Source organism: Spirosoma arcticum (assembly GCF_054779955.1).
The window spans coordinates 80,912-93,067 of record NZ_BAAGXG010000003.1; the positions used below are offsets into that span (position 1 = coordinate 80,912).

Annotated in this window: 12 protein-coding genes; 3 read left to right on the top strand and 9 right to left on the bottom strand. The window is 53.6% G+C overall.

Annotation, left to right across the window (positions count from 1 at the left end):
- Positions 1-37: 37 nt before the first annotated feature.
- A complete protein-coding gene (locus ACYVHB_RS07610; RefSeq protein ID WP_461051104.1) occupies positions 38-2,542 on the bottom strand; it encodes a TonB-dependent receptor plug domain-containing protein in 2,505 nt (834 codons plus the stop codon).
- Positions 2,543-2,615: 73 nt separating this feature from the next.
- Between ACYVHB_RS07610 and ACYVHB_RS07615 the strand changes: the two genes are divergently transcribed.
- A complete protein-coding gene (locus tag ACYVHB_RS07615; RefSeq protein WP_461051105.1) occupies positions 2,616-3,266 on the top strand; it encodes an oxidoreductase in 651 nt (216 codons plus the stop codon).
- Between the two features lie 95 nt (positions 3,267-3,361).
- Here the strand turns inward: ACYVHB_RS07615 and ACYVHB_RS07620 are convergent, their stop codons facing one another.
- Together ACYVHB_RS07620 and ACYVHB_RS07625 are read right to left on the bottom strand one after the other, a co-directional pair.
- Entirely contained in the window at positions 3,362-6,016 is a 2,655-nt protein-coding gene (locus ACYVHB_RS07620) for a glutaminase family protein (protein WP_461051106.1), read from the bottom strand.
- A gap of 48 nt (positions 6,017-6,064) precedes the next feature.
- Positions 6,065-6,886, bottom strand: a complete 822-nt coding sequence (locus tag ACYVHB_RS07625) for a DUF1835 domain-containing protein (protein ID WP_461051107.1) — start codon at positions 6,884-6,886, stop codon at positions 6,065-6,067.
- A gap of 97 nt (positions 6,887-6,983) precedes the next feature.
- Here ACYVHB_RS07625 and ACYVHB_RS07630 point away from each other — a divergent pair, with 97 nt between their 5' ends.
- Positions 6,984-7,439: a GNAT family N-acetyltransferase gene (locus ACYVHB_RS07630; RefSeq protein WP_461051108.1), complete on the top strand. Its 456-nt coding sequence runs from the start codon at positions 6,984-6,986 to the stop codon at positions 7,437-7,439.
- Positions 7,439-8,347 carry a serine hydrolase gene (locus tag ACYVHB_RS07635; RefSeq protein ID WP_461051109.1) on the top strand — a complete coding sequence of 303 codons (909 nt, stop codon included), beginning with the start codon at positions 7,439-7,441 and terminating at the stop codon, positions 8,345-8,347. Before ACYVHB_RS07630 ends, ACYVHB_RS07635 begins: the two co-directional genes overlap by 1 nt.
- Before the next feature lie 182 nt (positions 8,348-8,529).
- On the opposite strand, the gene atpH is transcribed toward ACYVHB_RS07635, so the two are convergent.
- The 6 genes from atpH to ACYVHB_RS07665 all read right to left on the bottom strand — a co-directional run bounded on the left by atpH (position 8,530) and on the right by ACYVHB_RS07665 (position 12,079).
- Positions 8,530-9,069, bottom strand: a complete 540-nt coding sequence (atpH, locus tag ACYVHB_RS07640; protein WP_461051110.1) for an ATP synthase F1 subunit delta — start codon at positions 9,067-9,069, stop codon at positions 8,530-8,532.
- A gap of 6 nt (positions 9,070-9,075) precedes the next feature.
- Complete coding sequence (locus ACYVHB_RS07645) at positions 9,076-9,570, bottom strand: F0F1 ATP synthase subunit B (protein ID WP_461051111.1); 495 nt, start codon at positions 9,568-9,570, stop codon at positions 9,076-9,078.
- 240 nt (positions 9,571-9,810) lie between these two features.
- Entirely contained in the window at positions 9,811-10,059 is a 249-nt protein-coding gene (atpE, locus tag ACYVHB_RS07650) for an ATP synthase F0 subunit C (protein WP_461051535.1), read from the bottom strand.
- 137 nt (positions 10,060-10,196) lie between these two features.
- Positions 10,197-11,294 (bottom strand): F0F1 ATP synthase subunit A, encoded by a 1,098-nt coding sequence (gene atpB, locus ACYVHB_RS07655; RefSeq protein WP_461051112.1) that lies wholly within the window; start codon positions 11,292-11,294, stop codon positions 10,197-10,199.
- 19 nt (positions 11,295-11,313) lie between these two features.
- Positions 11,314-11,676, bottom strand: coding sequence for a hypothetical protein (locus tag ACYVHB_RS07660; protein ID WP_461051113.1), 363 nt, complete (start codon positions 11,674-11,676; stop codon positions 11,314-11,316).
- Between the two features lie 130 nt (positions 11,677-11,806).
- On the bottom strand, positions 11,807-12,079 hold the full coding sequence (locus ACYVHB_RS07665; protein WP_461051114.1) for an AtpZ/AtpI family protein: 273 nt from the start codon (positions 12,077-12,079) through the stop codon (positions 11,807-11,809).
- Positions 12,080-12,156 lie beyond the last annotated feature (77 nt).

The window sequence follows — 12,156 nt, forward strand, 5'->3', positions numbered from 1 at the left end:
TACGGGTCTGGAATACTACCGGATCATCAACATTGCATTAGTCTACGCCCACCATCTGCCGCCCCACACCCGGCATACCCGTCGCGGTAGCGCCTTCAGCCTGAATACGCAACGTGGTTTTAGCATCGGAGGTAAAAAACGACACCGTCGCTTTGCCATCGGCCCCGGTTCGGATCATTGGCGACCAGAACAGCGTAGCCCGGTAGTCGGGGCGACGGTCGGCCACTTCATTCTTTACATCGTAACGTGGGGCGTAAAATTCGCGCAGCGGTGCGTAGCCGGGCAGTTTAGCAATCAGCGTACCGGGGGCGGCTTCCTTAGCCAGATCATAGTTTGGCGAACCCCGCTTGGTCAGCACGGAGATAACGCCCCCACCCCCGCGCGACCCGTAGATGGCCGCCGACGCCCCTTTGAGCACATCGACCCGATCCACGTCCTGCACTGATATTCCCATAACCCCCTGCAAGTCCATGGGCATTCCATCCACAACGAACAGGGGTTCAATAGCGCCCGAGAAGTTAGCAGCGCCCCGAATCTGCACCCGTGCGCTCATTCCCGAACCGGTCACCTGCACCCCCGCTACACGCCCCTGAATCACGTCCAGAACGGTCATCCGTCCGACGGTGCTGTTCTGGTCGAACTTGACCGTGGCATCGGGCTGGCCATAAATCACGCGCGAGTCCCGCTCCGGGGTTCGTTTTGCCCGCACCGTCACACTTTGCAGCAGCACCTCCCCATTGCGCCGGATTTGCCGCTCAATCTCTAAGTACTCATTCGTCCGCCGGATAAACTCGGCTAATTCGTCGCGCCGGAACTCGAATGGATTATACGGAACCCGCGCGATGGTGACGGTTGGGGTCAGCAACTGATCGAGGGTGACGACCAGATCGCGGTTCGCCTTGCCCTTCGTACCCTGAATCAGGACGGTCGTGGTGTCGGTGAAGTCAAGGTCATAGGCTGCATAATTGCCGCGTTCATCGGTTTCGCCAGCCAGAAAATCACGCCCAGCGTCCTTTCCGGCACTGTCGCGCCGGGCCAGCACAAACGTTAGCTTCACCTTGCCGCCAATGTCTTTCTGGTTGGGACGCACCACCCGGCCCGTCAGCGAAAGGCCCTGTTCGAGGGGATATTTAATGGGCGGAATCGTCCCCGCCAGTACGTCGGCCCAGGCAAACCGTCGCCAGCCCTGGGTCATCAGGAGCAGATCGAGGTGCTGAACGCGGTTTTTGCGGGCAGGGTCGAAGTAATAACCCGGCTGCTCGATGGTGCCGGTCAGGTCCGAGGAGAGCAGCAGATGCGAGGTGATGGTTGCCCCGTTCGAGTCGGCTTCGGGGGTTAGTCGCGCATCCACCGCCGACAGCGACAGGTTAGCGGGAACGGGCTTACCGGCCGCGTCGGTCGTTGTGACTGTCAGATCGACTTTCTCCCGGTTTTTATACGTCGTTTCGGTGGATGAGAGCGCGATGTTGAGCTGCTCATTTTTGTTGACGAACACCAGCCGCTCACAAATCGGCTTAGCCGTTTCGTCGAACAGGGTCAGTTGAGCAACACCCTCCGGAAACTGGGCCTTTGGCAGTTGTACCACGGCCGAATTTTTGGTCAGCGGCACTTTGGCAGCCTCCACCAGCACGCCCCGTGTATGAGCCACGAGGGTCATGGTCGCGACCGGCGCTCCGGAGGTTGGAGAAACCGGTTTGTTATGACGCAGGTATACCCGGAGATTGTCTTTGTTGCTCAAATTGTCCACCTGCATCACCACGCCCTGCGCCTGCACGGTGGGCATTGGGTATGGGGCCACGCCACCACCAGCGAGCCGCACAAAAGCCGTGTAGGTTTGCCCAGCTTCGGGTTTGAAGGCAAAATAACCCATGCCTGCGTGCAGACTGGCGAAACCAGAAACCGTATCTTTCTTAGCATCCAGCACAAAACCGGATACATCAACAGATCGGCCCGATGAACTTACCGCTTTGAACGCCACGCGCCCATCCAGCCCTTCAACTAACTGACCACCTTCGGGTAAAAACTGTACGTCGGGCTGGCGGGGGGCAGTCTGGGCTGCGCTGCCGGTCGGCTCGGTACCCGCCGGGCGCAGCACCGTCAGTGTTTTCGTGAAGAAATAAGTCTCCGGTTCATTACGCATGAAGTTGGTATAAGCCCGAAGCTGGTAGGTTCCGGCGGGCACCGAATCCGGCAAAATCAACTGGCCGGGCGCATAACTGTCCGTTGCCCGGAACTGCGCCCGAAGCCGGACCCGGCGGGCAACCGGGTCGACCAGATCCACGTACACCACCCGGCTAACGGTGTCAGCGGCATGGCTGCTCCCATTGAACAGGTAGCCTTTCATCCAGATTGTTTCACCGGTGAGGTACGTCTCCCGGTCAGTATGCAGGTACACTTTTTCGGTTGGCCGCTGCTCGTTATACGCCTGTAACCGGTCGATTAACTGCTTGACAAATTCATCGTCGTGTGACTGGAAAGAAGCTAAAAATCCGGCACCGACGACTAAAAACAGGCCCGTGATCCACTGAGATGCCCAACGCATAGAATAGAATTTGAGGTAGAGGTCCTTCGGTTATAAACGGAGCGACTAAATTAGCGAAAATACCCACTTGGCTATGACTGCATCTACCCATAAAACAGCGTTAGTTCTTGGCGCAACGGGTCTCATCGGCGATTTACTCACTCGTCAACTCATAGCGTCTTCACACTATGCGAATGTTAAAGTATTGGTACGCAATCCCTTGACCTGGCAGCACCCTCGTTTGCAGGAAGTAGTGTTTGACTTCGACCGACCAAACGGATTGATTGCGCAGGCCGACGACATTTTTTGCTGCCTCGGCACAACGATGAAAAAAGCGGGATCGAAGGAAGCTTTCCGAAAAGTGGATTACCAGTACCCGATGGACATCGCGCGGTTGGGTCTGGACAATGGGGTCACTCAATTCGCTATCGTCACGGCGATGGGTGCCGACCCGGAATCGTCGTTTTTCTACAACCGGGTAAAAGGCGAAGTCGAACGTGACCTGATGGCGATGGGATTTCCAACGCTGCTCATTTTTCGCCCTTCACTACTGCTGGGTAACCGGAACGAGAACCGGCTCGGCGAGCGGTTGGCCGAGGGCGCCATGCGGTTATTCAGTCCGCTTATCCCGGCAAAGTACAAAGGCATTGAAGCGGCTAAGGTCGCCAGCGCCATGCTGACAACTGCGCAGCAGGGGCTTACGGGCAGGCACGTGTATGAATCAGATGCCTTGCAGGGGTTTTGATATTGGGTTCCCAACGCTAAAGCGGTGGGCTGATAATGGGCTTGCGAATGCCGGACTATCAGCCCACCGCTTTAGCGTTGGGAACACGACGAACGCTATTTCCTCAATTTCTTCTCCAGCATTTTGATATAATACCCACCTACTACCGAACGGGCCTGAAAGCCAACCTTCCGGCCGTCGGTCGTTTCGTGCCAGTCGTTGAGCGGCACCCGGTCGGGGCTTTCGTTGACGTACTTCAGGACGGGCGCAATCAGGGCCTCAAAGTCGGCCGGACGGTCAGCTAAGGTCGCCGTCCACACGATCCAATCCGATTTGGTATACGTCTTGCGGCTGTCTAAGGGCAAACCAAATGGCTGCTGTTTGGTCAGGTAATAGGCGATTTCGGTTTGGGCTACTTCAACCGGAAAAATGTTCAATCCCAGCAGTTTATCCCAGACTAAGTTGTACTTCTGGCTCCAGGTGCCGGGGTTTTCAAAAGTCAGCGTGTAATGACGACCTTCTCCGGCCGACTTGTCCTCGGCTAATTTCATCCATTTGCGGGCCAGGTCGCGGGCCATCTCGGTGTACTCTTTCTCCCGGACCTTGTCGCCCATCCGACCCGCTAAGTAGCCGTAGCTGGCAATACCCATAATTGCTTTGATAGACAGATTGGCATTGCGGGCAATGTGACCGGCAAAATCGTCGGTACAGAGTTGGTTGGTTGGGTCGAATCCGTTTTTGATCAGGTAATCCGTCCAGATCGTCAGTGTTGGCCAGTGCTGTTTGGCGTAGTTGGCGTTGCCCTCCACGGCCGCAATGGCAGCCGTTAAAATCAGCATATTACCAGACTCTTCCACGGGCATATCCTCGCCGTAGGTTTGCCCATTGGCAATTGGGTACGTGCCAACGTCGTGCGCGGCAAAGGGCTTGGTCCACCGGCCGCTTTCGGAATACTGAAAAATCGGCTCCATCATCCCTTTCAGCAACAGCGGATTATACAGCAGAAACAGCGGAGCCGATGGGTAGGTAATGTCGACCGTGCCGATGGAACCGTTCGAGAAATTCTCCTTCGAGAAAAAGAAGATGGGTAAAGCCGACTGATCCGCGCTCTGAGGTTGTGACGTCCGCTCCGATGCAGCAGGTTTGCTGATAACGAGTTTGTGGGCGGCAATGGCTTGCCGATAGCTCAGCACGCACAAATTAGCATAATCGGCTCCACCAGCCGCAAGCGCATCGGCATACAGTTTTTTGTCGAAGGCGTCGCAGTCAATTTTGAGTTTGGCATAATCCGTTTCGGCATCCTGCAGCGCCTGTTCAATACTCACCAGCGTACCGGGCTGTTTGCCGTTCGCGGCACCGCCAGCCTGACGCCACCAGGCATTGAGCGGCTGACCAAAATACTCAACCGATTTCACGTCGTCGTAGCCAATCAGCAGGTGCCGCTCAACCGCGTTGCCCGTTATCTTGCCCAGTTCCATACTGGTAGCCAGCACGGGCAAACTATCACTCACCATTCGGGGCATTCGGGCGTGCAGGTCGGTTACGCGGCCTTCCCGTTCGAACTGATTTCGGGCACTCAGCAGCGAACCAATCCGTCGGCTGGTGCCTGCTTCTACCGCTGACGCTACGTACAACTGGCCCCAGTCGATTCGAACGTCGTCCCCTTTTCGGCCCAGTACTTTCTGCTCCACCGTGCCCACCCGCATGTAGTCAAGTTTCGGTCCCGCCGACGAGCCGGTGCGGGCCGGTTCGGTTCGGCCGCGTTGCCACGTCACCAACTGGTCGGGTGAGTTAACGGCCAGTTCGGCGGATACGTCCGTGTAGAGTTGCACGTCATGGGCTTTGCCATCCGTAGCCCGAACGCGGTAGCTGATGTACTGCACCGGCCGCGACAAGGCCGTCAGGTTGTCCATTAATAACGGAGCCATGAATGTAACCGTCAGGTCAACGCCCCCGGCGGCAAACGTATACGTCGACTGGGTAGCGGTCATCTGCCGCCCGGTTTGAACGGCAACCGTCTCGTTCAGCAACTGCTCTTCAACCAAACCCAGATCGACAAAACCTGGCCCTGAGAGATTTTGGCTGTGAAAAGCAATTATGTTTTTACCTTTTCGGAGCAAATCGGACGCACTGCGGTGCGTTGGCGTTAGCCGATACGTGGGCGACACCCCTGCAGCGTTAGCCACCAGTTCGCCATTGATAAACAGTTCGTAGTTGTCGTTTTGGATAGCATTCACCAGCAACGACCCCTGGGGCACCCGGTCGAGCATAACGGTTCTTCTGACGTAAATATCAGGGGTAGTCCATTTAGTGTGATCGCCGGTTCGGCTCCCGAACGTTCCTTCGCCAACGGTCCATTGGCTATCGTCGAAGGCAGGGCTGGTCCACGCGTCAGACGTGGGTTTATCGGTCACGAAGCGGGCCTGATACGCCTGTCGCTCCGCCGTGGGAACAATGGTTTCGCCCATGATCGACGGCTTTCCCATAAATCGAAACGGTTTTCCGTCTACCCGAATCAGACCATTCAACTGCTGGGCCTGTCCCGTCCAGTGGCGCGTGGCATCGCCGTTGAGCTGGTCGCCGAACGACCAGACGCTCGTGTACGGATCGACGGTCAGCAAGGGCGTTGCCGGGGGATTGAAAACGCGCTTTGTGACCGATGCCGGTTGGGCCAGCCCGTTAAATGCGGTTATGAATAAGCTAAAAATCACGGCTAAGCAGCTACGCTCAACGGCGGAATGAGGGGCATACCAGTTGCATTTGTAGACCATATTTTCACATTATTTTTATGGGAGTTGACAAAAATTTTTGTTGTCTATTCAATCGACAACATCGGTTAGAAAGCCATCCGTCTCCTGAACAAGCCCTTGCCGGATCAATTGAGCAATGTAATTTTCGATACTCCGGTCTCCCAAACCGTAAATATGGTCATTGGCCAGCCACTCAGTCACTACCTGCTGCGTCGTTTTGGGGGACGTTTGAATAAGGGTAAGAAGCTGGTTTTCGATCAGTGGCAAGCCGTTAGTTCCAATCTGTAGACGGGCTACGTGCGCCAGCAGAGCCACCCGCAGATAGCGTAACCGGCCAAAGTTTTCAGTAAGCAGTTCAGTCAGCGCTGCTGCGTCCGGGGTGGCGTAGGCTTTCCACACCCGAACTACCAACGTCAGTTCATAAACCGTTAACGGTTCAGCCTGTGGATAGAGCGTGGCTAACTGAACACCCGTCAACTGCCCTAACCCTTTGAAATTGCTGATACCGGCAAACTGATTGATGGAGACTTGTTTCAACACCGTTTGGCCCAAATCGACGCGGGCAAAGCAGGCCAGCAGAAAAACCAGATTAATTTGACAGAACAGGTCATGTTCAAACCAGAAAATGACTTCATCATACTCGGCGTAGCGGCAAATTCGGGCGAACTCAGCGACTACTTTTTCTTCGTACGTGTCCTCTTGCAGGCGATCACCGAACTGTGCCATCAACCAGTTTCGGCGCAGTGTCCACAGTTCCTCGTCATTTTGGGGCGAAGCCAGCAACGGACCCTCGGACAGCATTTCGCGCCAGATTACCACGTCACCGGGTAAGCCAGCGCCTGTAAATTGGTGAGCCGTTGCCTCTCCATTGAGTACGTGTAAAGTCTTCATACGGGAAAGTGATTATATTCGGGACCCGCTACGGGTTGCCGGTTTGCATCGACGCCTGTTTCGCTTATCCGTCCGCTAAATCCTTACCAGAACCACCGTGGCCCCTCAATCTACTCCATCAGTACTTGTTCGACCCGCCCGCCAAGGTGACGTAGACGTGGTTTACGGATTCCTGTGCGACCTCGAAAAGACCATGTTAGATCGTAGCTGCTTCCGGGCCATTTTCCGGAAGAATGTAACAAATCCAATGATTCATTACCTCGTTGCCGAACGGGACGAGAGGGTTGTTGGGTTTGTGAGCTATCATATTCAGTACCTGCTGCACCATACCGGCAAAGTCGGCGAAATTCAGGAGTTATACATCAGGCCAGATCTTCGCAACCAGCGCATTGGCTCCCAGCTCATTGCCACTCTCGACGCACTGGCCCATCGGGAGGACCTCGTGCAGTTGGAAGTTACCACCAACCAAATCCGTACTGACACCGTCCGATTCTACGAACGGGAGCATTTTTCCCGCACTCATGTCAAATTAGTCAAATCCTGTCAATTCTGATGCGCTTCCTTATCTGCCTGTTCATTTGTGTTCATTGCGTACTATCTTATGGTCAATCGACAAAAATTGATCGTAAACTTGACCGTCAGCTTCGGGCGACACTGGCGGGGTTCCGGGGTGATGTGGGAATTTATGTCCGTAACCTGCGCACCGGCAAAACCGTTGCCATCAACGCCGACACGCTTTTTCCAACGGCCAGCACCATCAAGATTCCAATTCAATGCAGGCTGTTCGACAGAATCAACCGGGGCGAACTGACGTACGGTCAGGAGTTGGTATATAACGACTCGCTGCATTACGACGACGGCATTGTCGGCTCCCTGAAGAACGGGGCTAAAATTCCACTCAGCGAAGTGGTTATGCTCATGGAAACCGTCAGCGACAACACGGGTAGTTTATGGTGTCAGGCGCTGGCCGGGGGTGGCGCGGCCATTAATCAGTGGCTCGACGTGAACGGCTTCCACCAGACGCGGGTAAACTCCCGGACGCCGGGCCGCGCGGTTAACCAGAAACAATATGGCTGGGGACAAACGACGCCCCGCGAACTGACCGACCTGCTGACCTACATCCGGCAGGGCCGCGCCGTCAGCCCCGGTGCCAGCGACGAAATGTACCGGAACCTGGGGCGTCAATATTGGGATAACGACGGTTTGTCGCAGTTGCCGCCCGATGTGAAAACAGCCTCTAAAAATGGAGCCGTTAACCGGTCGCGGTCGGAGGTGGTACTGATTCACGCGCCCCACGGTGAGTACGTGTACTGCGTGATGACCAAAAACCAGCAAGACGAGAGTTGGGAACGTACCAATGAAGGATTCACGCTGCTGCGAAACGTGTCAGCAATTTTATGGCGTCATTTTGAGCCAAAGTCAACCTGGAAACCGGCCACAGGATATGAAAAGTGGTGGTAGCGGTTGAGTTTATTCGGTTTTTTGAAGACCGCAAATTTGATCTTCCACAATTAGACATGACGTTGTCGATGGATGCCATTTATGAAGGCATTACACTCCTGTCTGATTAGCTTAACTATAATTCACAAGAAGAGCCACCCTTAGCTAAGAGCGGCTCTTCTTGTGAGTCTATGATTTTTAGATTAATTCAGAAACTGTAGGCGAATTTCGTTTAGCTGACTGCGAATTGAGCCGTCGATCTGCTGATCACCAACGCGCAGAATATAACCGCCAACCAGTTTCGGATCGATCTTCTCGTCCAGCTCAACCGATTTGCCGTTCGTATTTTTCATAACGATGGCTTTAAACTGCTCACGCAGTGCATCGGTCAGCGGCATGGTCGTGATGATCGTTGCCCGTTCAACGCCTTTCAGACGCTCGTACTGAATGACAAACTGTTCGGCAACGGCGTCGATGATGGCTTCGCGATTCTTGTTGGCGATGATCTGGAAAAACGACATCGTCAGTTTGTTCAACCGGCTGGCGAAAACGGCTTTCATCACCGCATTCTTCTTCTCGGCTCGCACAATAGGATTCTTCAAAATCAGCGCAAACTGCCGGTTTTGAGCCAGCGTCTGCTTCACAAACTTCATGTCGGTGTACATCGTCTCGGCGATACCCTGCTCCTTGGCCAGATCCAGCAATGATTTGGCATACCGACCGGCTACTGTTGCAATTGCCATAATCGGTTAGTTTAAGCGTGAGTTCGACACCAGGTCAGAAACTAATTTTTCCTGGGCTGATTTGTCACTGAGTTCTTTACGCAGCACCTTCTCGGCAATCTCCAGCGAGAGTGTAACGACCTCTTTTTTCATTTGGGCAACCAGTGCCTGCCGCTCGTTCTGCATCGATTCGCGAGCCTGCTCCAGCATCCGCTGCCCTTCGGCTGCGGCTTTGTCGCGTGAATCGGCCACCATTTTATCGGCTATTTCTTTGGCACCGCGCAGAATGGTGTCCCGCTCAGAACGGGCCTGAACCAGCAGCTTTTCGTTATCGGCCTTCAGCGCGGTCATTTCGACGCGCGTCTTTTCGGCCAGATCAAGCGCACTTTGAATATTATTTTCGCGTTCGTGCAAACTGTTTGCAATGGGTTTCCAGGCAAACGCGCGAAGAATCAGGAACAGGCCGAGGAACACCACCACCTGCCAGAACAACAGACCAAGATCGGGAGTAAGTAAGTCCATGCGTATAAATTAGTAAGTATTTGAGTGCGTTAGTGTTTCATTGTTTGTGCTTGTTGCTCTAAACACGGACACACTCACAAACATAAACACAAGTTTTTGTCAATCTTTTGTTTGAAAATGCCCACCCGTCGGCAACCCCTAACCGGGTGGGCATTTTCCTGATACATCAGCGAGTAGTGGAGCCGACACCTATTGTAGTCAGCCTACTCAACATTGGCGCTGCTGATACAGCTACGGCAATTAAGCCGTAGCAACCAGCAGACAGATAACGGCTGCGAACAACGCAACGGCCTCGATGAGAGCCGCAATAATCAGCATGGCGGTTTGAATACGACCAGCGGCTTCGGGCTGACGGGCGATACCTTCCATCGCGCTGCCACCAATCCGACCAATACCCAAACCAGCACCGATAGCGGCTAAACCAGCGCCAATAGCGGCACCCATGACAGCTACACTACCCGTAGCTTCCAGCAACAAAGCAAACAACATTGCGAACATAAACTTCAAACAGATTTATTAGTGAAACGAAACAAAAGATTGCAAAGTGATTATCAGTCAGTCAGTTAACGGGTCGATTAGTTAGTGAGTAACTTTTACGTCAGCACCTGACTAACTCACCAACTGCCCTACCCTAACTCGGAGGTCGTTTCGTGACCGCCAATGCCATGATCGGCTTCGTGGTTGTCTTCTACGGCACTACCGATGTACATGGCCGTTAGCAGCGTGAAAATGAACGCCTGCAAGAACGCCACCAGCAGTTCGATAAGATTTAAAAACAGGGTGAAAAACAGCACTACGGGACTGATGGCTACGCTCGTCATGGCACCACCCATGTTGTTGGCCATGAATATCAGACCCAGCAGACTCAGAATGATGATGTGGCCCGCCGTGATGTTGGCGAATAATCGAATCATCAGCGACAGCGGCTTCATGAACACGCCCACAATCTCAACTGGAATCATGATTGGCAGCAACAAAAGTGGCACCCCCGTCGGCTTAACGATGTGCATCCAGTAATGCTTGTTACCGCTGAACGATACAATGAAAAACGTAATGACAGCAAGCACCAGCGTTACGGTGATGTTGCCCGTCAGGTTGGCCGCCCCCGGCAACAGGCCCAGCAAGTTGTTGACTAAAATAAAGAAGAACAACGTCAACAAATAGGGCAGATACTTAACGTACTTGGGACCAATGCTGGGTTTGGCGATTTCGTCGCGCACGAACAGGATAATCGGCTCCAGAAATGATTGAATACCGGTGGGCGCTTTGCCTTTGTTACGAGCGTAACCCCGGCTAACGGCGGGAAACAGCGTCAGCAGGATAATAGCGCTCAACAGCAGTGAAGCCACGTTTTTGGTAATGGAAAAGTCATACACTTTAGCGCCTTCCACTTCCTTCCCAGCCGCATCGACCCGGTGAATTTTGCCGTGTTCCTGCTTATAGCCGTTGTAAATTTGATCGTGCGCCAGCCGCGACGATGAGAACAGTTCCAGCCCCCGGTCGGCTGAGTACAGAATCACCGGAAGGGGGATCGTGACGCCATGCGCCAACTCCCAGCCATGCTCATCTTTAATGTGGTGCATGATCATTTCGCCCACATTGAACTTACCTTTTTTGCCCGGAACTTCGCCCTCGTGACCGGGTTCCTGCGCCTGACTAAACGTTAATGCACTCAGAACGAGTGCTGTAGCCAACAAAAATTTACTAATAACCGAACGTATCATATGAAGTGACAGATCGTTTTTACGAATCGCGTCGCAAGTTACGGCTAAGCGCCCAAATCTCAAAACCAGTGTAACATATATATAGTACAAGAAAGTCGAAAACGAAGGTTCGGCGCTGCTCAATGTGGCGGAACAGAAAAAACCCAACGAAGGCTAACCCCAGCACTAAGCGGGCAACCGTCGCGGCTAAGTAGAGAGGCACAAAACGTTCCTGATTGCCCTGTAAACCAGTTGATACCAGCCGGTGTGTGAGAAACGAAACGCTCAGAAAAAAGACCAGTATAATTTCCCAATTCGGGTGCAGCCAAGGCGCGATGTAATATCGGTCAACTACGAAAAATGCAATTGCAAGCAGGGCAGTGAAGATAGTTGCTCGGAGCATAATTAGCTATGTAGATACAGCACTGGCGGTGGTCGGCCTTCCGACCGGCAACCCTTTGCGTCTTACGAACGAATGTTCTCATAACCGGGTAATATTGCTGACGCATGAGGAGACGCAACGTATTCCGTCTCTACTTTTTCGTCAACTGCTTTATAAACAAATACAGCGATGCGCCGATGGCCGTCAGCGAGAGGATAATCGTCCAGATGGGACGGCGGTTGTCCTGCCACTCGTCAATTTTCAACCCAACCCAAACGCCCAGCCCAATAGTCCCCAGCATCTGAAAGGCAATGCCGCTGAACTGCACAAACGAAGTCGTTTTTTCGGTCGTACGCTTCAGTGGGTCGGGTTTGTCAGGCTGGTATGAACGATTCTCTTCGGATTGGTCGGGTGGGTTTTCCATAGATTTCGGCGCGTTAATAGCAGGTGAAGCGCAAAATTCGTTAATTTGGTTTAACGTTCCATACGGCCAGTCCATTG

Bases quoted from the DNA above. Each gene is read 5' to 3' on its own strand.
- ACYVHB_RS07610 (WP_461051104.1), bottom strand. From the start codon at position 2,542: ATGCGTTGGGCATCTCAGTGGATCACGGGCCTGTTTTTAGTCGTCGGT.
- ACYVHB_RS07615 (WP_461051105.1), top strand. From the start codon at position 2,616: ATGACTGCATCTACCCATAAAACAGCGTTAGTTCTTGGCGCAACGGGT.
- ACYVHB_RS07620 (WP_461051106.1), bottom strand. From the start codon at position 6,016: ATGGTCTACAAATGCAACTGGTATGCCCCTCATTCCGCCGTTGAGCGT.
- ACYVHB_RS07625 (WP_461051107.1), bottom strand. From the start codon at position 6,886: ATGAAGACTTTACACGTACTCAATGGAGAGGCAACGGCTCACCAATTT.
- ACYVHB_RS07635 (WP_461051109.1), top strand. From the start codon at position 7,439: ATGCGCTTCCTTATCTGCCTGTTCATTTGTGTTCATTGCGTACTATCT.
- atpH (WP_461051110.1), bottom strand. From the start codon at position 9,069: ATGGCAATTGCAACAGTAGCCGGTCGGTATGCCAAATCATTGCTGGAT.
- ACYVHB_RS07645 (WP_461051111.1), bottom strand. From the start codon at position 9,570: ATGGACTTACTTACTCCCGATCTTGGTCTGTTGTTCTGGCAGGTGGTG.
- atpE (WP_461051535.1), bottom strand. From the start codon at position 10,059: ATGTTGTTTGCTTTGTTGCTGGAAGCTACGGGTAGTGTAGCTGTCATG.
- atpB (WP_461051112.1), bottom strand. From the start codon at position 11,294: ATGATACGTTCGGTTATTAGTAAATTTTTGTTGGCTACAGCACTCGTT.
- ACYVHB_RS07660 (WP_461051113.1), bottom strand. From the start codon at position 11,676: ATGCTCCGAGCAACTATCTTCACTGCCCTGCTTGCAATTGCATTTTTC.
- ACYVHB_RS07665 (WP_461051114.1), bottom strand. From the start codon at position 12,079: ATGGAAAACCCACCCGACCAATCCGAAGAGAATCGTTCATACCAGCCT.